The organism is Lederbergia wuyishanensis, assembly GCF_022900255.1.
Taxonomy (GTDB): Bacteria; Bacillota; Bacilli; order Bacillales; family Bacillaceae_C; genus Lederbergia; species Lederbergia wuyishanensis.
This window is the reverse complement of record NZ_JALIRM010000009.1, coordinates 186,799-207,946: the sequence shown is the minus strand read 5'-3', so window position 1 is coordinate 207,946 and position 21,148 is coordinate 186,799. Positions and strand designations below refer to the sequence as shown.

At 38.5% G+C, this 21,148-nt stretch carries 22 protein-coding genes, 1 riboswitch and 2 other annotated features; of the genes, 7 read left to right on the top strand and 15 right to left on the bottom strand.

Translation table 11 applies throughout. From position 1 onward, the window contains the following. Window positions 1-2: 2 nt before the first annotated feature. Together trpC and trpD are read right to left on the bottom strand one after the other, a co-directional pair. Window positions 3-791, bottom strand: a complete 789-nt coding sequence (gene trpC, locus MT489_RS13400; protein WP_244682070.1) for an indole-3-glycerol phosphate synthase TrpC — start codon at window positions 789-791, stop codon at window positions 3-5. A 1-nt stretch (window position 792) separates the two neighbouring features. Further along, on the bottom strand, window positions 793-1,818 hold the full coding sequence (gene trpD, locus MT489_RS13395; RefSeq protein WP_244682069.1) for an anthranilate phosphoribosyltransferase: 1,026 nt from the start codon (window positions 1,816-1,818) through the stop codon (window positions 793-795). A 66-nt stretch (window positions 1,819-1,884) separates the two neighbouring features. After that, window positions 1,885-2,290: a binding site (T-box leader), on the bottom strand. 33 nt (window positions 2,291-2,323) lie between these two features. Then, window positions 2,324-2,574 (bottom strand) — a binding site (T-box leader). A gap of 676 nt (window positions 2,575-3,250) precedes the next feature. On the opposite strand from trpD, the gene MT489_RS13390 reads away from it, so the two are divergent. Further along, window positions 3,251-3,598, top strand: coding sequence for a hypothetical protein (locus MT489_RS13390; RefSeq protein ID WP_244682068.1), 348 nt, complete (start codon window positions 3,251-3,253; stop codon window positions 3,596-3,598). A gap of 40 nt (window positions 3,599-3,638) precedes the next feature. Here the strand turns inward: MT489_RS13390 and MT489_RS13385 are convergent, their stop codons facing one another. From MT489_RS13385 to MT489_RS13350, 8 genes are all read right to left on the bottom strand, one after another. Next, window positions 3,639-3,851: a hypothetical protein gene (locus MT489_RS13385; RefSeq protein ID WP_244682067.1), complete on the bottom strand. Its 213-nt coding sequence runs from the start codon at window positions 3,849-3,851 to the stop codon at window positions 3,639-3,641. A 55-nt stretch (window positions 3,852-3,906) separates the two neighbouring features. Continuing rightward, window positions 3,907-4,797, bottom strand: a complete 891-nt coding sequence (locus MT489_RS13380; RefSeq protein ID WP_244682066.1) for a YitT family protein — start codon at window positions 4,795-4,797, stop codon at window positions 3,907-3,909. Between the two features lie 81 nt (window positions 4,798-4,878). Continuing rightward, the gene (locus tag MT489_RS13375; protein ID WP_244682065.1) at window positions 4,879-5,652 is read right to left on the bottom strand and encodes a TatD family hydrolase; all 774 of its coding nucleotides are present in this window, start codon (window positions 5,650-5,652) and stop codon (window positions 4,879-4,881) included. Window positions 5,653-5,654: 2 nt separating this feature from the next. Beyond that, window positions 5,655-6,389 carry an ABC transporter ATP-binding protein gene (locus tag MT489_RS13370; RefSeq protein ID WP_244682064.1) on the bottom strand — a complete coding sequence of 245 codons (735 nt, stop codon included), beginning with the start codon at window positions 6,387-6,389 and terminating at the stop codon, window positions 5,655-5,657. A 4-nt stretch (window positions 6,390-6,393) separates the two neighbouring features. Further along, entirely contained in the window at window positions 6,394-7,146 is a 753-nt protein-coding gene (locus tag MT489_RS13365) for an ABC transporter permease (protein ID WP_244682063.1), read from the bottom strand. Continuing rightward, window positions 7,146-7,436 (bottom strand): MTH1187 family thiamine-binding protein, encoded by a 291-nt coding sequence (locus MT489_RS13360; protein ID WP_244682062.1) that lies wholly within the window; start codon window positions 7,434-7,436, stop codon window positions 7,146-7,148. Before MT489_RS13360 ends, MT489_RS13365 begins: the two co-directional genes overlap by 1 nt. A gap of 12 nt (window positions 7,437-7,448) precedes the next feature. Next, on the bottom strand, window positions 7,449-8,426 hold the full coding sequence (locus MT489_RS13355) for an ABC transporter substrate-binding protein (protein WP_244682061.1): 978 nt from the start codon (window positions 8,424-8,426) through the stop codon (window positions 7,449-7,451). A gap of 95 nt (window positions 8,427-8,521) precedes the next feature. After that, window positions 8,522-8,631: riboswitch (TPP riboswitch) on the bottom strand. 34 nt (window positions 8,632-8,665) lie between these two features. Beyond that, a complete protein-coding gene (locus MT489_RS13350) occupies window positions 8,666-9,568 on the bottom strand; it encodes a TIGR01777 family oxidoreductase (protein WP_244682060.1) in 903 nt (300 codons plus the stop codon). A 188-nt stretch (window positions 9,569-9,756) separates the two neighbouring features. Between MT489_RS13350 and MT489_RS13345 the strand changes: the two genes are divergently transcribed. From MT489_RS13345 to MT489_RS13330, 4 genes are read left to right on the top strand one after another with little or no spacing between them, the layout of a single operon-like run. Continuing rightward, entirely contained in the window at window positions 9,757-10,344 is a 588-nt protein-coding gene (locus MT489_RS13345) for a TetR/AcrR family transcriptional regulator (protein WP_244682059.1), read from the top strand. Next, entirely contained in the window at window positions 10,334-11,611 is a 1,278-nt protein-coding gene (locus tag MT489_RS13340) for a cytosine permease (RefSeq protein WP_244682058.1), read from the top strand. The genes MT489_RS13345 and MT489_RS13340 overlap by 11 nt, the downstream gene beginning before the upstream one ends. Window position 11,612: 1 nt before the next feature. Beyond that, on the top strand, window positions 11,613-12,704 hold the full coding sequence (locus MT489_RS13335) for an S-methyl thiohydantoin desulfurase family protein (protein WP_244682057.1): 1,092 nt from the start codon (window positions 11,613-11,615) through the stop codon (window positions 12,702-12,704). Continuing rightward, window positions 12,701-14,245: a hydantoinase/oxoprolinase family protein gene (locus MT489_RS13330; protein ID WP_244682056.1), complete on the top strand. Its 1,545-nt coding sequence runs from the start codon at window positions 12,701-12,703 to the stop codon at window positions 14,243-14,245. The genes MT489_RS13335 and MT489_RS13330 overlap by 4 nt, the downstream gene beginning before the upstream one ends. Window positions 14,246-14,300: 55 nt before the next feature. Here the strand turns inward: MT489_RS13330 and MT489_RS13325 are convergent, their stop codons facing one another. Then, window positions 14,301-14,504, bottom strand: coding sequence for a zinc ribbon domain-containing protein (locus MT489_RS13325; RefSeq protein ID WP_244682055.1), 204 nt, complete (start codon window positions 14,502-14,504; stop codon window positions 14,301-14,303). Window positions 14,505-14,704: 200 nt separating this feature from the next. On the opposite strand from MT489_RS13325, the gene MT489_RS13320 reads away from it, so the two are divergent. Continuing rightward, window positions 14,705-15,136 carry a hypothetical protein gene (locus MT489_RS13320; protein WP_244682054.1) on the top strand — a complete coding sequence of 144 codons (432 nt, stop codon included), beginning with the start codon at window positions 14,705-14,707 and terminating at the stop codon, window positions 15,134-15,136. Between the two features lie 57 nt (window positions 15,137-15,193). On the opposite strand, the gene MT489_RS13315 is transcribed toward MT489_RS13320, so the two are convergent. Next, window positions 15,194-16,144 carry a phosphotransferase enzyme family protein gene (locus MT489_RS13315; RefSeq protein ID WP_244682053.1) on the bottom strand — a complete coding sequence of 317 codons (951 nt, stop codon included), beginning with the start codon at window positions 16,142-16,144 and terminating at the stop codon, window positions 15,194-15,196. 510 nt (window positions 16,145-16,654) lie between these two features. Between MT489_RS13315 and MT489_RS13310 the strand changes: the two genes are divergently transcribed. Then, window positions 16,655-17,890 carry an ATP-grasp domain-containing protein gene (locus MT489_RS13310; RefSeq protein WP_244682052.1) on the top strand — a complete coding sequence of 412 codons (1,236 nt, stop codon included), beginning with the start codon at window positions 16,655-16,657 and terminating at the stop codon, window positions 17,888-17,890. Between the two features lie 160 nt (window positions 17,891-18,050). Here the strand turns inward: MT489_RS13310 and larC are convergent, their stop codons facing one another. From larC to larE, 3 genes are read right to left on the bottom strand one after another with little or no spacing between them, the layout of a single operon-like run. Continuing rightward, window positions 18,051-19,460: a nickel pincer cofactor biosynthesis protein LarC gene (gene larC, locus MT489_RS13305; RefSeq protein ID WP_244682051.1), complete on the bottom strand. Its 1,410-nt coding sequence runs from the start codon at window positions 19,458-19,460 to the stop codon at window positions 18,051-18,053. Further along, window positions 19,457-20,266 (bottom strand): nickel pincer cofactor biosynthesis protein LarB, encoded by an 810-nt coding sequence (gene larB / locus MT489_RS13300; RefSeq protein WP_244682050.1) that lies wholly within the window; start codon window positions 20,264-20,266, stop codon window positions 19,457-19,459. Before larB ends, larC begins: the two co-directional genes overlap by 4 nt. After that, complete coding sequence (larE, locus tag MT489_RS13295) at window positions 20,263-21,087, bottom strand: ATP-dependent sacrificial sulfur transferase LarE (RefSeq protein ID WP_244682049.1); 825 nt, start codon at window positions 21,085-21,087, stop codon at window positions 20,263-20,265. Before larE ends, larB begins: the two co-directional genes overlap by 4 nt. Between the last annotated feature and the right edge of the window lie 61 nt (window positions 21,088-21,148).

Genomic DNA, 21,148 nt, shown 5'->3' with positions numbered 1-21,148 from the left:
AATTACTTCACCGCCTTAGTAAGGGGAATACGGATTTCATTCATCGTGTCAGTGATATTCGGTGATCTCATCAACGTTTCTCCGACTAAAATTGCTTTTGCCCCGGCTTGTGATACTTGTTCTACATCTTCCTTTGTGCGGATCCCACTTTCGCTAACAAGCAAGCAATTTGCATCTTTTAATATGGATGCAACACGCTCTGTCACTCCCAAATCAACTTCAAATGTTTTTAAATTTCGATTATTGATCCCTATTATGCGGGCGCCAATTCGAAGTGCCATTTCCGCTTCTTCTTCATCATGGACTTCGAATAAAACATCTAATTCTTTAGATCTAGCATATTGGTATAGCTCACGAAGCCTTTCTTCTGGAAGGGCTGCAGCGATAAGGAGAATGACACTGGCCCCATGGTCTTTCGCAACATCAATTTGCACTTCATCAATCATGAAATCCTTGCAAAGTAATGGAAGATTCACTGCTTCTGAAACCGCAGAAAGATCAGCCATAGACCCTTTGAAAAATTGTCGGTCTGTTAAAACAGATATTGCTCCAGCACCAGCTTTTTCATAAGCTATTGCCTGTGCAACTGGATTTACCTCATCATTAATGACACCTTTTGAAGGAGAAGCACGCTTTACTTCTGCAATCACGCCTATATTCTCTAAATTCTTGAAACTCTCATATAATGAAGGTCGTTTTTTTGCGTTTTCCGATTGTTGAACACTATAGATTACCTTCAATTCTTGGACTTCTACTTTTTTCTGTTCAATAATTTTATCTAAAATCGTCAATTTATAGCACTCCTTGCTTCGTATGTTGGCTTCTTTCAATGAGGTATTCTAATTTTGCTAAAGCAGATCCAGAATCAATACTTTCTTTCGCCTTTTCGATTCCTTCTTGGATGGAATTCACTTTTCCATTCGCATAAATACCAATTCCGGCATTTAGTAGAACTGTGTCACGGAATGGCCCATCATCTCCACGAAGAACACTCATCATAATATGTGCATTTCGTTCTGCATCTCCACCCATAATTTCTTCATTTGAATACATTGGGAGACCTACATGTTCCGGTTTTAATGTTATAGAGTTTAACTCTCCATTCTCAAGAATAACTAGATGATTTTCTCCAGAAAGTGAACCTTCATCAAGATAACCTGCTCCATTGATGACAACCGCTCGTTTTCTTCCAAGCTGTTTTAAAACTTCACCCATTAGACTTAATTTGTCGCGACGATAAATTCCTAATAACTGCGTATCCAACTCAACTGGATTTGTCAATGGTCCGATCAAATTGAAAATCGTTGGAACTCTAAGATCACGCCTTACTTTCATGACAGCTTTCATAGCCGGATGTACATGTGGTGCAAATAAAAAGGCAATTCCATTTTCAGAAAGTAGTTCTTCTGTTTCCTCAGGTCTGTTGTCAAGTGTGACTCCTAAATATTCAAGTACATCCGCACTTCCAGTTTGACTAGAAACACTTCGATTTCCGTGCTTCGCTACCTTAATCCCAGCACCTGCCAAGACAAATGCCGAGGTCGTACTAATGTTGAAACTACTAGAACCATCCCCACCAGTACCACAGTTATCCATTACACTATCTTTCATCGATAAAATGGCAGGTGACTTTTCACGTAACGCATGAACCAATCCCGCTATTTCATCTGCGGTCTCACCTTTTAATGCAAGTAAACCAAGTAATGCTCCTGCTTCACTTTCGGAAGTTTCTCCAGAAAATAGCATTCTTGCTGCTTCTATCATTTCAGTCATCGTTAAATGTTCGCCGCTCATCAACTTTTGTAAATATAGTTTCATGTTTATACTCCTCTCAAATTTTGAATATAAAAAAGCCCTCTGCAAACACATGTTAGTTTTGTGTTTACAGAGGGCGATAAGTCCGCGGTGCCACCTCTATTGAAGATTGATTTTATCTTCATCTCATCAAGTACGGGACACGGAAAAGCAGAAGCGCCTTGCTCATCGACGTACAAACTTCAGGACCTTTGACTGAGATAAAGGAAACACGATGAGCCTGTCAAGGCGAATCGATGTTGACTTATCGTAGGGAAAAGGACAAGAAGTTTGCTAGTCGACGGCTGCTTGCGCTAGACAGCGAAAAATAGTCCGATACTCTATCCTGTTAACGGAGGAATCCGGATTTCCCTACTTTTGAATTCAGGAACTCTCTCTTAAGCCCATTCCACAAGGTCGTTTGTACCGGATTTCCACCATCACCGGCTCTCTTTTACAACATTCCAAGTGTACTCCTCTTAATCGACGATTTACATTTATTTTAAAAAAATACAAAAAGGGCCCTCATCCAAAGGACGAGGAACCCGTGGTACCACCTTTATTAGCCAAAAAATTAGCTCACTTTATCAGCAACAAGCGTTATGCTTATTACCTGTCTTACTAACGCGAAGACCTATGCGCCAAAGCCTACTGCTTTCTTGAAAAGTTTCGGTTTGGAGGCTCAGAAGCCCATTCACCATTTCTGCACACTGGTTTGCACCTACCACCAGCTCTCTATAGTGCGAAAAAACAGCTACTATTCTTCGTCAATGCCTGAAATATTCATTAAGTTTGAATTATTTATCATCTTATCCGTTTGAAAATAGAATGTCAAGATATTATTTAAATTTTATTTTTGTTTTTGAAATAAAGTTGTGAATAGAATTTATTATAGGCGATCCAAACTGCGAGACTATATCAAAGTGACTGTGGCGTATCTTTTGATAATTAAAGGCACGATGAAATGTATTATCGTGACTGTGCGCACCCTTTTTAAGGATTGAAATCACGATTACCTATTTAAAATAACCTGGCAATCACCTTTTCACAATTGTTGTAAAATGGGACTTTCAATCGGACAAAGTGCTCTCCTTTTCATGGTGTTTGTCCCTTTGAAGCGTTTAATCGGACAAAGTGCACTCCTTTTTCATGGTGTTTGTCCCTTTGAAGCGTTCAATCGGACAAAGTGCACTCCTTTTTCATGGTATTTGTCCCTTTGAAGCGTTCAATCGGACAAAGTGCACTCTTTTTTCATGGTGTTTGTCCCTTTGAAGCATTCAATCGGACAAAGTGCACACCTCTTTTACGATGTTTATCCCTTTGAAGTGTTCAAAGCTACATTTTTTACTATATATATCCCCCGCTACTTGTTCATTTAATTTAAAAATTCAAACTTTTATGGATAATTGTGGTAAAATCGTAAGAAACAGAAATCCTAAAAAAGGGGAGATATGAAATGGGTTATTTTATTAGTTTTGTCTTATCAATTCTACTAACTTCACTCTCCTATTTTTTAGGGAGCCACTTACTTAAAAATGGAATCATTTTTTGGCAAGCTCTTCTCATTGGAGCTTCTGTCGTTTCCTTAGGCGCCATTACTGAAGCTTTACGTGCGCCTATATGGCTTATTGTGCTAGTACCTTTTCCTGTTGGGATGTTTTTGCTATTTCTGTTTTTACAAAAACCTATCCATGTTTGGTTTCTTACGTATGTAACAATACTTGCGATCTACACAGGTATTCACGTGATAATGAGTTACTTTTTTAAGTTTCACTCATTAATTCCTGCCTGGAAAATATCATAAAGCAAAAGGACCCGGTTTTGGGTCCTTCAGTAAGACATTCTCATAATTCTTTCGATGACTTCGATTCTCTTTTTTCCTGCTCATTTTTTTCTCGCTCTTCGACAAGCTCATTCGATATATCATCGACCGGCATAAGCAATTGATCACGCTGGGCCTGCTTTTCTGAATCTTCCTTGAATGCCTTGTCTTTATCATTCCGTTCATCCAGGGTCTTCGCTCTATCGATCTTGTTTTGAGTTGGCTCGTGACTCATCTTCATCCCTCCACTTTTACTCTTTCTTTTTCCTTCATGAGGGGGATTGAAACATTTACTTCTGAGGTGATTCTGCATCGATGTCGCCGCCAAACAATTTTTCTTTTGAAAAGCCCCTTCCAAGTATTTCAGATGCGTTTAGGAAAATTACAAAAGAGGTCGGTTCTTGTTCTTGAAGAACTTTCTTTAAATATACGGCTTCCGATTGCTCAACGACACATAAAATCATCGTTCTTTCTTTATTCGTGTATCCACCAAGAGATTTCACTTTTGTCAGGCCACGATCTATCTCTTCGCGAATAATGCGTTGAATCATTTCTTCTTTTTCAGTAATGATCAGTACGAGTTTTGTAGGAGAGGTTTGCAATTGAACAAAATCGATTACTTTACTAGTTACATAAATGGAAATCATCGCAAACAAGGCCAGTTCTAGATTGAAAATAAAAGCCGATGCCGTGACAACAATCCCATCTACGAGCAACTGAGAAAAACCACTTGATAAACCCGTGTATTTTTTTAACAATTGTGCAATCATCGCGGTTCCTCCTGTTGAACCACCTCCTCGATATACGATCCCGAGGCCGACTCCTAGGACGATTCCACCATAAATTGCACCTAACATTGGTTCCTTAATATGTAGGTCCATCCCTTGTGTTAGCCAGATGGAGAAAGGAACAAATACTGTACCGACTAATGTTTTGGCACTGAAATCTTTACCTAATATAAGAAGACCAATGATAAATAACGGTAAATTAATGCTAATTTGTACAAGGGCCGGGTTCCAGCGAAATACTTCAAATAGTAGGGTACTAATACCAGAAACACCACCAGCTGCAAGCTTAGATGGCAGTAAAAACATATTATATGAAAGACCGACGAGGGTTGCCCCAAACATGATCTGAACATATTCCCAAACTCTCATCAATTGAGATTTTCTTTTCATCATCAATACACCTCTCTCTTAAATAGCCATTATTATTTTAGCAAAAAAGAGAGGATTTACCCTTTTTCAAAAAAGCAAGATATTTTATAATCGATAAAACATTTTCGTATTTTCATATAATCTTTTATACACGAAGGATAGGTCTTCATTTTTAAGCTTTGAAATCGCCTTAACTGACTCGTGAATCATAGACGGGTGTGTCATCTTTCCTGCAAATTCCCCTTCGAAAAGCCATGGCCCATCTGTTTCTACCATCATTTGATTTAATGGATATTTTAGAACAAGCCGCTTGATTTCCTCTTCATATAAAACATCCGGAGTAATTGAAATAAAATAGCCATTTTTGATCATGCGTTCAATCGTAATTGAATCTCCTTTGAACCAATGAAAATGAGCATGTTTTATATTATACTTTTCTAAAAGGTCACACACGATAGCGGCATCTTCATATACAGCATGAAGCACGACAGGCTTGTCCCATTTCTTTGCAAATTTCAAGAAATCATCTAGTAAATGTATATATGGATCTATTGAAATCTTTGGATTTTCACTGCGTAAATAATATGGCAAACCTACTTCTCCAACAGCTACCATCTCATCTTGATGTACATTCATCCAGTCTAAAAGTTCAGCTATTTCACGATCAGAAGGTATTTCCTGTTCTGGGTGAAAACCAAATGCTGGCTTCACTTGAGAATATTGTTTCGCCAACTTCAAATTTTTCTTACAAGACTCCAAGTCAAAAGATACAGAGATCAAATTAGTACAATAACTTTGGTCTAATTCATCCATAATCAAACGGATTTCATCTTGAGCATAATGGTCTAAATGAATATGTGCATCTGCAATCTTCTCCATCCTCATGCCCTCCCCATTGCCTGATAAAGTTCTTTTTTCAGTTCTAAAAATTCGTCCTTTAACAATAATTCATTCTCTCTTGGACGTTTGAATGGAACTTTTACCTCATGAATGATTTTAGCTGGATTGCTCGATAAGACGATGATACGGTCTGAAAGAAACATGGCCTCATCAATGTTGTGAGTCACGAATAAAATCGTCCTTTTAAATTCTTCCCAAATGGATAAGAGCCATTGATGCATTTCAAGTCGAGTAAAATCATCTAATGCGGAGAATGGTTCATCAAGACAAATCAGCGATTGAGGGCTTAACAATGCTCTAATAAACGCCACCCTTTGTTTCATTCCGCCCGATAATTCACTTGGCAAGGCTTCTTCATATCCGCTTAGCCCTGCTTTTGCTATCATCGCAGCTGCCTTTTCAACATCTTTTTTTTCATGTAATTCCTGCCCCAGCAATACATTTTCCAATACGCTTCTCCACGGAAATAAAGCGGTTTGCTGCGGCATATAGCTAATAAACCCACGTTTTCCAGTTATATTTTTCTCGTCAAGCATAATCGAGCCTTCATCGGGAACGGATAAGCCGCCAATTAAGTGAAATAATGTACTTTTTCCACTACCAGAAGGACCTAATATCGTGACAAACTCACCTTCTTGAACTTTTATACTAATATTATCGAGCACTTTGCGTCCGTTAAAGCTTTTGGATACGTGATTAAGTTCTAGAATTCCCACAATATCACGCCTCTCTTCTCCACTTGACAAGCCATTTTTCACATAAAGAGATAAGACCAAAAAACATCAAACTTAAAATCATGATGATAAAAATAGCAACAAATACACGGTCTGTGTGAAATGATGAGGATGCAAGTGTCATATAAACGCCAATTCCTTTCTTCGCTCCAAGCCATTCCGAAATTACAGCTCCCATCACACTATAGGTAGCGGATATCTTCAAGCCCGAAAATAAAGAAGGAAGTGAATTCGGCCATTCCAATTTTGTAAACATCTGTGTTTTGGAAGCACCTGCCATCAACAAATAATGTTTCATTTCAGGTGGCGTGTTTCGAAAACCGCCGAGTGCGGCTATCGTAACAGGGAAAAAACATACGAGCGTAATGACGATGATTTTTGGCAAAATTCCAAAGCCAAACCAAATCACAAGCAAAGGTGCCAATACGATAACCGGTACATTTTGCGAAAGAATTAATAGTGGATAAACAGCTTCCTGAACTTTAGGCAGTAAGTGTAATAGAATTGCAACGAGCAACCCTACTGAACACCCGATAATAAATCCTCCTACCGAAAGTACGATAGTAGATAGTAAATGCTCAGAAAAACGGTCGAAACCACTAATCATTTCTTTCAATATTGCTGTAGGTGCAGGCAATAGCCAACCTGGGATATCGGCTATTTTAACAACCATTTCCCAAATAAAAAGTAAAAAAAGGAGGACCAACGCTGGCCTCCATCCTTTTATAAAAACTCTCATCAGCTGTATTTCTCCGTCAGCTGATTCATTGTAATGCCGGATGGCTGATATAAAATTTTCACTTGGGAAATGACATTGCTGCTGCCCATTTCAATCATTCGCGCATTCATTTTCTCAATAATATTCATTAACTCAGTCAATTCGCCTTCCATCGTCGTTTCAAGAGGATGCACTTCGTATTTCACACCTGACTCATCTATTACTTTGATAGCCTCATCTACATATGGAATTACACTTTCCCCGTTTTTTGTTTTAGGGATGATTTGTATACTGATTAGTGAGTTTGCCATTTGCAATTCCTCCTATTTAGGTAAAAATTCATTCGTATATGCTTTTTCTACATCAATTTCTTTTTCAAGAAGTCCCTTTTCGAGCATCCAGTCCATATAATTTTTCCAGACTTCTTGTTTCTGCTCTCCCCAGCGAGGTGCATCATCCTGATACTTTGAAGCAAGCCATTCTTGACTTTTCTTCACGAGCTCAGGATCAAGATCTGGAACAGCTTTTATTAAAATATCAGCAGATTCGCTAGGATTTTCGATCGAAAACTTATATCCTTTTGAAGCAGCAGCCATAAAAGCTTTTACCGTTTCTGGATTTTTCTCAATCATCTTCTCATTCGTAGAAATAACCGGTGTATAATAATCCAGTTTATCCGAGTAATCCGTCAAATAAATCATATTGATTTTTTCTCCGCGTAGTTCAGCTTCGACTCCGGTCCATGCAAAATAAATCCATGCAAAATCAATATCTCTTTTAACTGCTGTGAAAAAGTCAGTATCACCCATATTCACGATTTCAAGCTTGTTAATATCAGCATTATCTACATTCATGAGAGAAGCGAGCACAGCCTGTTCAACAGGGGCACCCCATCCACCATATGTCTTCCCTTCAAAGTCTTTCGGGGAAGTAATCTTCTTCTCAACCGGTGAAGCAAACCCAGATGTATTATGCTGGATGATTGCCCCGATTGACACGATTGGAACATCCTGAACGCGGGCTTCCGTAATACTTTCCTGATAGCTTATCCCAAATTCTGATTTTCCAGAGGCAACAAGATTATCGGCACCTGCTTCTCCCGGCATTATAATATCCACATCTAGACCTTCATCTTTAAAATATCCTTTTTCCTTTGCTACATATAAACCTGTATGGTTCGTATTCGGCGTCCAGTCCAACACGACAGTTACCTTTTTCAAACCGTCACTCTCTTCCTTTTTTACACCACTACAACCCGTAAGTAATAATAAAACAAGTAAACTAGCCAACCATTTTTTCATTCTACTTTTTCCCTCCGTTACTGGAAAGCGAACCTCAAAAACGAAAAAGATGCCCGAGGTTTAGAACCCGGACATCTGAAAGAACATTCATTATGTATGAATGAATTCATGTTCCCTTCGCTGGTATGAGCCAGAGCAGGTTCAAAGGGTCAGCATCTAAAGGATGCACTCTCAACCGGCCACACCGGTACCCCCACATTCCATATGATTTTTCATTACTAGTATAGCAGAGTTAGGGATTATCGTAAAATATTTTCCAAAGCTTGTTCCAGCTCAGGATAATGATATGTATATCCAGAATGAAGTGCTCTTCTCGGAATTACACACTGTCCACTTAAAAGCATCTCACTCATTTCACCAAGCAACATTTTCATCGTAAAGCTAGGGACAGGCATCCAATGCGGTCTATGAAGAACGCGTCCAATTGTCTTACCGAATTCATTATTTTTCACAGGATTCGGTGCTGTCACATTTAGAGGACCAGAAATGGAGTCATTTTCAATAGCTAAAAGCAATAAATCCGCTACGTCATCTTGATGAACCCAAGGCACCCATTGATTTCCCGAGCCAACAGGACCACCTACCCCGATTTTATAAGGGAGTGCCATGAGTGGAAGAGCTCCTCCTTTTCCGAGAACAACGCCCAAGCGCGCATAAACTGTCCGAACACCAAACTTTTCAGCTTGTTTAGCTTCTTCTTCCCATTTCCTAACAACTGTAGCTAAAAAATCATTTGCTTCTGTCTTTGATTCCTCAGTAAACGTATCTTCATCAGACATGCCGTAATAACCAACCGCTGATCCATTAACGAGCACCTTTGGTTTTGGATCCATCTCACCTATTATTCTTACAATTTCTCTTGTTGTGCGGATACGACTTTCAATGATTTGTTTCTTTTTAGTCTTTGTCCATCTAAAGCCATTAATCGACTCACCCGCTATGTTTATAATGGCATCGACATTCCCAAGATACTTTTCCGGATTGCTATTTGGATTCAACCATTCCACCGCTCGTAAACGATTTTTCTCAGCAACCTTTTCTTTATTTCTTGTTAGGATTGTTACTTCATGACCATCCTTTAAGAGTCTTTCTTGCAGTGCTTTCCCAACAAAACCACTTCCTCCTGCAATGACTATGTGCATCTTTTAGGAACCTCCCGCATCTCTTTGTCTACCAAAATCATACAGTATGTATGCGCATTCAACAAGATGATATATGGAACGAAAGAAATTAATGATTATAAATATACCTTTCCATGAATAAAAATGTACTTGATTTAGAAAAGAACATGTTTTATCATTTACCTAATGATCATTAGGTGGTGAATTTTTTGACTAAAGACAAAATTTTGGAAGCGGCGATTCATCAGTATTCGCTTCATAACTATCATGGTGCAACGATGCAAAAAATCGCGAAAGAGGTTGGAATTAAACCCGCCTCCATTTATTTTTTTTATAAAAATAAAGAGTCGTTATTCGTCGCTGCGTTTCAAAAATTATTGGAAGACCATTTCAAACGTATGCAATCGATATTGGAGGAAGTTCACGAAAAACCAATCTTGGATATTTTTGCGACATTGATAAAAGGGACAGTCGAGTATCATAAAAACAATATGAACGAAACGAATGCGTATATTTCCCTTGTCACTTCCCCACCAGCAGAAATTAAGAAGTTCCTTCATGATCATATGAATAAGTTTGACAAGTGGATGATTGATTCTTTGCATCACCTAATCAAACGCGACCATCCCAAAATTTCTGATGAAGAAGCGGTAAATCTAACTCGAAAATTCATCTTATTATTGGACGGGATTTTTTGGGAAATTAATTTATACGATGACGATGAATTATCTGTACAAATCGAACAAGCGGTACACATCTTAGAAGTTCTATTAGGGGGAAACTACAATGCAAAATGATTACGCTAGAGAAGCAGTCCCAGAGAGTGAAAGAAAAAAATGGTTATCTATAAGCCTCGTTTGGATTGCAGTTGGTATCGACTTATCAGCAATGCTTTTTGGAGCAGAGCTTGGTAAAGGAATGAACTTTAATGACGCATTGCTTTCTGTAATTATCGGTTCAGCTATTTTAGGGGTGCTTGCTGCATTTTGTGCTTATGTAGGAGCAGTAACTGGCCTTTCCACATCTATGATATCAAGATTTACCTTTGGGATTTCCGGAGCCAAATTTGTCTCCTTATTTATTGCCATTTCACTGCTTGGCTGGTTCGGTGTACAAACTGGATTTTTCGCGGAGAACGCTTTTGCAGCAGTAAAAGGAGCCGTGGGCTTGGAGCTTCCAATGCCACTTCTTGCTGGAATTGGCGGAATCTTAATGATGACAACTGCTATTTTTGGATATCGTGCGATTGAGAAACTTAGTTCTTGGTCAGTACCTTTATTATTAATTCTGGTCATTTTAGCCGTTATTTTAGCTATTAAGCAATTTGGCCTTAGTGAACTTAAAGCACCTGTAGAAAATGTATTTTCTTTTGGTATGGCTATTTCTCTAGTTATTAGTATTTTCGTAACAGGAGCCGTCATTTCACCAGACGTATCAAGGTGGGCAAAAACAAAAAAAGATGCCGTTTTAGCTTCCTTCTTTGGCTTTTTCTTCGGAAATAGCTTCATGATTGTTGTAGCAATGATTTTATCAAGAATTATGGACGAAAGCAGCTTAACGACGATTATGATTACTGTTGGACTTGGAATTCCAGGAATATTAGTGCTAATTCTTGCACAATGGACAACAAATACGAGCAATGCATATTCATCTGGATTAAGTCTTTCTGTCATTTTTACACGTACAAACAAAGCAGTCCTTACTTTAGTTGCTGGAATCCTAGGAACACTTCTAGCAGTTCTTGGTATTTATGATTATTTTATTAATTTCTTGAGCATCATGACATTGTTCATCGCTCCAATTGGTGGAGTTTATACTGCTTATTACTATATTGGTGGACCAAAGCTTTTTGATACCTTAAATGATAAAGCATTTAAATTCCTTCCACTAACAGCTTGGGCTCTTGGAACATTGATCAGCTGGTTTACAACAGAAGCCCCAATTGGACTGGAGCTTTTCACTTTTACAACGATTCCATCCTTGGACAGTTTTGTGATCGCGTTTATTTCCCAGGCGATTTTCTTACTTATCTTTAAACAACGTGGTCAAAAAGGAGCGATCTAACATGATATGGTTAAACGAAGAAGATATCGAAAATATTGCGATTGGCGCAGCGGTTCTTGGAACTGGCGGAGGCGGAGATCCGTATATCGGAAAAATGATGGCTCTTTCTGCCATTAAAAAGTATGGTCCCGTTCAAGTTATTACTGTAGACGAATTAACGGATGAACAATGGGTGCTTCCGGCATCAGGCATGGGTTCCCCAAGTGTTTTAGTTGAAAAAATTCCTTCATTTGAACAATTGGCCGCTCCTTTAAAAGCTTTTGAAAAAGTAACAGGGAAGAAAACGGATGTGGTTATGCCGATAGAAATTGGAGGAGTTAACTCCCTTATCCCTGTTGCGGTTGCTGCAATGAACGGAATTCCCATTTTAGACGGAGATGCGATGGGACGAGCTTTTCCTGAAGCACAAATGGTTACCTTTCATTTAGATGGATTAAAACCTGATTTCGTGACCATTGCGGATGAACAAGGAAATACAGTAACAATCGAACCGGCTGATGGATACTGGAGTGAAAAATTATCTAGGAATGTAACGATTTCTATGGGTGGATCCTCCATCGTTTGTGACTATGGGATTACCGGTGAACAAGCCAAAAAAAGTGTCATCCCTGGAACGTTATCATTAGCTAGTCAAATTGGAGCACTTTTGAAAGAACAACGAACAGCTGCTGTTCACCCTATCGTTCAGATGTTGGATATTCTTGGCGGTTTCAAGCTTTTCAAAGGGAAGGCCATGCATATACAGCGTGGAATACAAGGCGGTTTTACACGTGGTGAAGCTCATTTTGAAGGTATTGACGAAAATGCAAATCAATCCTGTACGCTTTTCTTCCAAAACGAACATCTACTTGCAGAAGTGAACGGAAAACCGATTGCAATGGCACCGGATTTAATTGCAGTGTTGGATGAGGAAACGGGAATGCCTATTACGACGGAAGGATTAAAGTATGGTGCAAGGGCGGTCATTGTCGCTTTTCCTGCTCATGAAAAATGGCGTACTCCGATTGGGATTGAAACGGCAGGGCCGCGTTATTTCAAATACCCATACGATTATATTCCTCTAGAAACGTTAGTAAAGGAGCATTCCAAATGATTAGACTCGGAATAGATGTAGGTGGAACAAATACAGATGGCGTCATATTAAATAGCGAAAATAAAGTACTTGGAAGTTCCAAAACTGCTACGACAAAAGATATTTTTACAGGAATCCAGAAAACAATCAAGACACTTTTAGAAGCCACAAACATCAATGCGGATAAAATAAAAGTAGCAACACTCGGAACAACTCATTGTACAAATGCGATTGTAGAAAGAAAAGCTTTAAACAAAGTAGGGATAGTCCGAATTTGTCTACCTTCCGGATCAACAGTCCCTCCATTATTAGGCTGGCCAGACGATCTAGTTAAGAAACTTGAAGCCGAGACAGTTCTTGTCCATGGAGGATATGAATTTAACGGTTCACCGATTTCTCAGCTTAACTTTGATGAATTAAAGCAAGTCGCAGAACAATTTCGCGGAAAAGTTGATTCCATTGCGATTTCCGGTGTATTTTCTCCCGTTTTAGGAGATCAAGAAAAAGAAGTTGCTTCCTTTTTAGAAAAAGAATTACCTGGCATCCCTGTTTCATTATCGAGTGAAATTGGTACTATTGGACTGATTGAAAGAGAAAATGCAACGATTTTGAATGCAGCATTAATGTCGACAATTAGCCATGTAACAAAAGGTTTTGAACGTGCGTTAAAAGACGAGGGGATTAATGCAAGCATATATCTCGGACAAAACGACGGTACTTTAATGACGAATAGTTTTGCCCAGAAGTATCCTATTTTCACAATCGCTTGTGGTCCTACGAATTCGATAAGAGGTGCCGCACACTTATCCCAAGAACCGAATGCAATTGTTGTAGATATCGGTGGTACAACAACAGATATCGGTGTTTTATCTAACAGTTTTCCACGTCAAACATCATTAGCTGTGGAAGTTGGCGGAGTAAGAACTAACTACAGGATGCCAGATATTTACTCCATCGGTTTCGGGGGCGGAACTCGTGTATATCTTGAAGGAGATTCTTGGAAAATTGGACCTGAAAGTGTCGGTTATCAATTGACTGAAAAAGCGCTTGTGTTTGGCGGAGATGAATTGACAACTACTGATGTCGCGATTGGTGCAGGGTATATGGAGATTGAAAACACGGACGTTTCGCGAGTAGCTTCCGTCCCATGCGATAATATCTATCCCGATTTCGTAACGATGGTGGAAAACGCAATAGACCGGATGAAGACGAGTGCCGAAGATCTTCCGGTTGTGTTAGTTGGAGGCGGTGCTTCACTCATGCCTGAAACATTAAAAGGCGCTAGTCGAGTTATCCGTCCTGAACATGCAAGTGTCGCAAATGCGATTGGTGCTGCGCTCGGTGATATTAGCGGAACGGTAGAAAGAATTTACACTCTTGAAAACCGCAGCCATCAAGAAATTTTAGAAGAAGCAAAAGCTGAAGCAATTCAAACTGCGATTGAAGCAGGAGCAAACCCAGATAAAATTGACATTATCCAATTAGAAGATTTCCCTCTCGCTTACTTACCAGGAAACGCAATCCTTGTAAGAGTGAAAGCTGCGGGACCACTATTTTTATAGAATTTACGGGGCGTAGTAGTTACGCCCCGTTTTTTTTATAATTATATTTTGTTAATTAACCAAAGAATAAATCGAGGATATTTGATCCGGTAGATGATTGCTTATTATAGAATTCGGAATAACCACCTTTCTTACAAAAAACAACAGTGAACTGATTATGTTGAATATCAAACATTTTAGATAATCCTGTTCCAGTCATTGCAACATCCTTTGTTCCTGCATCCTTGTTTCCACATTTAATACAACCTTTTTCAGACATATATGTTCCCCTTTCTAATAAACTATATTTTGTTTTGTACTTTAATACGGAAACAATTTGAAAAGGTTTCAGCAGATAAGTAAAAGAATAAACATAAATACATCACGATATAACTAGTGTATGGCTACTTTAAAAAGGGTTAAAAGAGTCAGTATCGAATATATATTAAACGAGTAATGAAATTATCGGGGGCTCTTAATATGAAAAAAAATATATTCGGATTATCAATATTTACTGTATTCTTAATAACTCTTATTGGATGCTCAAATGAAGCGCCTAAAGTTTTTGATTTAAACCAGTTAACTAGAGTTGATGTTCAAATATTCTCAGAAGAAAATAGTGACAATGAAATTATAATTGCAGAGAAAGAAAAGATTAAGACATTAAGAGAAGTATTTGCAAGAATTGTTTGGGAACAGAACGCAAAAGTGGAAATGGCTCGAGAAGAAGATGCAAAAACCACTTTATTCTTCACGTTTGATAAAAATATGCCTGAAAGATTATTTGAATATTTCATATGGTTTAATACGGGAGATGCGTCAGCAACAATTATTGATAGAGAAAAAAATGCTCTAGGAAAATTTGACAAAGAAGATACTCAAACACTGAAGGAAATTCTGTTAAATAACTAAAGAGTCGGTTTCCCCGCTCTTTAGTTTTATAGATATTTTTTCAAAATGGATAATTTGTCAACGGTTTATCCGCTTCAATCCCTCTTTAAGACGCAACCATCTTATCTTACGCTCGCTGTCTACCGTATCCCAATTATAGCGTTGATGTAAAAAATTATAATCTAGCAACCTGCGATAATTTAGTAATTTCGGCATCGCTTTTAGCCACCAATCTTCGAAACTGTGGACCTCTTGATAGCCTTTTAGAAACGAGTCAAGGAACCATGCTACATTATCATCCAGAGTATTACTCTTGTTATCTTGTCGGTTATATCTAAGGATGACCGAATAAAGGATTATCGCGATATCATAAGCGAACCAATGATAGCAGCAATCATCAAAATCAAAAGCTGTAATTGTACCATCTAACGTTGCGAAAATGTTGTGTGCATGAAGGTCACAGTGGACAAGACCGTAGTTTTTCTTATCTTTTGGAAGAGTCTCTAACCAGTTCAACATCTCTCTAGCTTTTTGCCGAGCAATCGGCTCTTCACTTGGTAAGTGTCGCATCATATCCATCCAAGGTTCCTCTATCCAATCACGTCTTTTGGTTTCATTTAGAGGGATATAGGATTTGGTAAGTAAATGCATCTGTCCAACTATTCTTCCCCAATTAATAAACATCTTCTCATTCCAGTCTTCTTCAGTTGGAATTCTACCGGGAGCTTTGCTAAAAACAGAAACATGATAATGATCAGTTACCTTTTCAACCAATTTCCCTGCTTTAGATGGGAAAATTTTAGGAACCGACACGCCGTTATCAAACAAATATTCTATGAAGTGCAGCTCCGCTAATGCTTCTTTTTCATTACGCCAATTCTGATTTGACAAACGTAATATCCTTGAAGGTTGACCATTTTCTGCCGGGTATTGATACACATGATTTACATTACCACCAACATATGTAAGAAGTTTCCAATTAAGTTCATATGCATTTGCTGCTTTTTTTAAAACCTTATCTTCTGGCATTCGATCCACTCTTTCAAATTTTTAATCTAGTATTCTCCAGGTCTTATAAATCATTATTCTGCAATACTCCAATAATCCTGTAGTGCTTTTCAAAATATACTTACAAAAAATATCAGTTTAATTTAGTGAAGAAAGGGAAACTGTATTACGAATCGATTTATATCAAAGTACTTATTAATAGGTTGGATAGCAAGTGTGGCTATCATAGTATTTGGCGAAGGTGGGGCCAAATACTTTTTTACATTTTACAGTCTTTATTAAGGCCTTAATGAAGACAAACAATTATAGAACTAGGTTTGCTCATTCTCTCGCAATAAAACTTCCTCAAATAAACTCATGTTTTGCAGTAAGGTTTCGAATATATTGTCATTACCATGGTTTGACAACCTTAGAAACAGGATATAGTACTTGCACTAAAATCTCTCACTTTTTGTGAGATTTTTCTAACGAGGGCGTATTAGTCACGCCCTCCTAATAATGTTTTTCTACACATATCAAGGAGGGGCAGTTATGGCAGATATGGCAATTCCAATTACATCAAGAAATAAAAAACAAGTGTCACCACTCCGTCCATCCATTTCCATGCAAAATATTTACGGAAACGGATTTATTTATAATTCTAAAATATATTCAGAAGACTATCAGCACTTTTCAGGAGATATACTGAGTCTAGAGGCGTTGACTGGAAGGGAATTGACCGTTGTCGGAGACACTCCGGTAATCTGTCATGCAGCTGCAGCAACAGAACCAGCATTGGGTCTCCTAAAAAAAGCTGGGCTTCACATTCCCAACAAACTTTATACCTACCAAACGGATAATGAATACCTAGCATTACTTTCTCATCTGCATAAAAACAATCACACATTGATTTTCCAGTACCCTCATCCTAATCATATCGTATCACCAGATCTATTTTGGGTTAATCAAGCGGTTCTTGCATTTTTGTCCGATAAACGAAACATACCAAAATTAGTTCCAGCAGAGCATGTACCGCAGAGAAAAATGATGAGTCTCAAGGAAATTATACAAAACAAACCTAAGCTACCTTTCGTCTTGAAAACAGGTGATGGACGTCCTACATCAGGAGGATGCGGCGTTTTGCTTGTTAAAGAGGAGAAACAGCTTCATGAGCTTGGGAATGAATTCGGAGATTTATCAAGCCTTATCGTCGAAGAATTCATTCCTTATGATCAAAACGTTTCTGTCCATTATTCCGTGGACAAGCATGGAAAAATCAGCTTCCTTGGTAAGTCAGAACAAATCGTAAATCAAAATGGATGCTTTCGTGGAAGCTGGATTACGATTGAGATGGAAGACTATATGACTCCTATCGTCGAAACGGGATATAAGATCATGGAAAAAGTTGCAGAGAAAGGCTACATTGGCGTTGCGGGTTTCGATGTACTAATATGTGGTGAAGACTATTATTTCATCGATTTGAATATCCGCTTTAATGCTTCCACATGCGGGCTCTTCCTCTGCAAGGATATCTATCAAAAGTACGGAAAGAAAACAGTACGTCTTACCAATCTTGAATGGAACGGAGAATTTGAACGACTAATTCCTATCATGGAAAAATACCTGCTACGAGAGCAATTTATCCCGTTAAGTCTACTGGATGCTTCTTATTTTCCATTAGAAAAAAAGACTTCTAAGGTAATAGGGCTTAACATTGGTCATTCTGTATTAGAAGTAGAAAAGGTTATTAAGCAAATGGAAAGGGATAACCTTTTTCTAAGGGAGTAGTCGGAAAAGCCAACGAGATGGTTTAAAGCTTGTTCAAATTTATGACTTTTTCGACATACAGTATCTGAAGCTAAAAACGTTAGGTGTCTTTAGCTTCAGCCATTCCTTTATCTATATTTGTTTAAATGAATTCCTCAAAAAATCGGTAATAGGAGTACCATTAGATACTTTTTAGTGCAGCATGGTACACTTCCTGAAACGATACTGCATGTTCTGAAGCTGCTTTTTTCACATCTTCGTATTCTGGAACGGCTCTAATAACTTGGCCATTTTTTATAGCTTGTTTAATCTTTATTAGTCCAAATGCAGTTTCAACATGAATCATTTGACGATCTAAAATACTACGAGCCCATGTATTTTTCCGTACACCTAGCGTGGTCGTTTCCTTAAATAATATATCAGTTAATATCGCTTCACGGTGTTCCGGAGCAAGGACAGTGACTAACGTACCCGGGCGATTTTTTTTCATAAAAATCGGTGTGTAATACACATCAAGAGCCCCTTCATTCAGTAACTTTTCCATTAAATATCCGAAGGCTTCACCCGTCATATCATCCATATGGCATTCTAGTACAGTGATGGTTTCTTGCTTTCCAACGATATGCTCATTTCCTTCTAATAGTTCGCCGACCATAACTCTTAATACATTCGGACGTCCTGGAATATTACGTGTTCCCGCACCGTAACCTATAGAAGATATTTTCATCGCTGGCAGCGTTCCGTAAGAATCGGATTGGCTAACGACAATCCCCGCTCCCGTAGGCGTTGTCAATTCATACGGTAAATCACTCGGAGCAATAGGGACATTTTTCATCATATCCAGTGTTGCGGGTGCTGGCACAGGATAAATTCCATGTGAAATACGAATTTTACCAGAACCTAATGGAACATGTGACGTAATGATTTTTTCAATTTCAAGTTCTTCCAAAGCAATGGCAGTTGCAATAATATCGACAATGGAATCGATAGCTCCAACTTCATGAAAATGCACATCTTCAATCGACATATTATGTATTTTCGACTCTGACTTCGCAATTGGTGCAAAAATTTGCTTACTCCGTTCCTTCACCTTTGAGCTAAGCTCCGAATCATCAATAAGCTTAACAATATCTGCATAGCGGCTGTGATGGTGATGATGGTGCCCATCGTGTGAATGATCATGCTCATGGTGATGATTACTTCCGTGATGAGTAGGATTATGTTCATGGTAATGGTGACTTTGATCATGATTGTGCTCTTGATGGTGATGCTCGTGATTCGAATGGTCATGATCGTGGTGATGATGCGTGTGCCCATCATGAGTATGATCATGTTCTCCATGTGAATGTCCATGTGTTCCATGGTGATGATGGTCGTGCACGTGAGAATGTTCTTCGTCTAAGATTACATCAAATTTTATCGAACTAATTCCTTCTTTAACGACTCTTGTACACTTAATTTCATAGCCAGTTACATTTATCTTCTTTAATTCACTTTTAATTTTTTCAGGTGAGGCCCCCGCATCGATTAAAGCACCTACCATCATATCGCCGCTAATTCCTGAAAAACAATCAATATATAAAGCCTTCATTCACTTTCTCCCTTTCCTGCTAATGCCTTTTCTAAGGCTTTATCTATCGTATTCGTCAAAGTAGCGGCAAAGTAGCCCGCGCCGAAACCGTTATCAATGTTCACTACTGACACTCCACTTGCACAGCTGCTTAGCATAGCTAAAAGTGCTGCGATCCCATTCATACTAGCTCCGTATCCAACACTTGTTGGAACTGCAATGACAGGTTTAGAAACAAGCCCACCAACAACACTAGCTAAAGCTCCTTCCATTCCCGCTACAACAATAACAACGTTTGCATCTTCAATTAAACGAGCTTTATTTAACAGGCGATGAATGCCTGCTACTCCGATATCATAAATTCGTTCTACTTTATTTCCCATTAATTCAGCAGTAATGGCTGCTTCCTCAGCAACAGGAAGATCGGATGTACCTGCGCACACAACAGCGACATAACCTTTTTTCCATTTTTCTTGAAATGTGGAATTAATCCAATAGAGGGTACGGGCTGATTCGTGATAATAAAAGGTTTGTGTTGGGTGATTCGCGCGCAATTTTTCCAAAACATGTTTAGCTTTTTCAATACTTACTCTTGTTGCCAATACTTTGTCATGGTGTTCCATAAGCTTAATAAAAATCCCAAATATTTGTTCACTAGTTTTGCCTTCGCCATATATTACTTCTGGGAACCCAGTTCGTACCTCTCTTTGTAAGTCCAATGTGGCATAGCCAAGTTCTTCTTGAGGCTTTAATTTTTCCATAGCATCTTCTACAGAAAGCTCCCCTTTTTGAACCGACTCTAAAATATGTTCCATTGAATGCTTCATATTGATGCCTTCTCTTTCAATACTTCATTCATACTCCCCGAGCGGTATCCTTGTAAATCAAGGGTTACATATGAAAAACCAAATGATTTTAATGCGTGAACAATTTTTTCATGTTGATCAATCACTTTTTTCATATCTTCTTGATCGACTTCTATTCTAGCAATTTTATCGTGATGGCGAACACGAACTTGGTATAATCCAAGGCCAAGTAAGAAATCCTCCGCTAAATCCAACTGATTGATTTTTTCTTTCGTGATTTCCGTCCCATAAGGAATTCTTGAGGAAAGACACGCAAAAGATGGTTTATTCCAGGTTCTTAAACCCATTTCTTTTGAAAGCGTTCTTATTTCTTCTTTATAAAAATTAGCTTCTTGAAGTGGACTGCGCACACCCAATGCTCTTGCTGCTTGCATGCCTGGCCTATGCTCGCCAAGATCGTCCATGATTGACCCGTCGACAATCGTGTAACGATCTCCGTATTCTGTTACTAATTCAAGAAGATGATTATATAATCCATTTTTACAATGGAAGCAACGATTTGAATCATTTTTAACAAATTCAGCGTCTGCCAGTTCATTGACTCTTGTTTCAATATGTTGAACTTGAAGCTCTGCGGCTAGACTTTTAGCCAATTGAAACTCCCTATCTGGAAATGTTTCTGAAGCAGCTGTGATTGATAACACTTTATCCCCAAGGGCTTCTTTGGCAATTGCTAAAAGAAAAGTGCTATCTACTCCTCCTGAAAAAGCAACTAACACATTATCAATATCTTGAAGAATCTTGATAAGATTTTGCTTTTTTTCTATTAAGATTAGATCCACAAACATCCTCCCTCTCCGTAACCTAAAGATAACACATTTGCATAAAGGTGAATATCTTTCT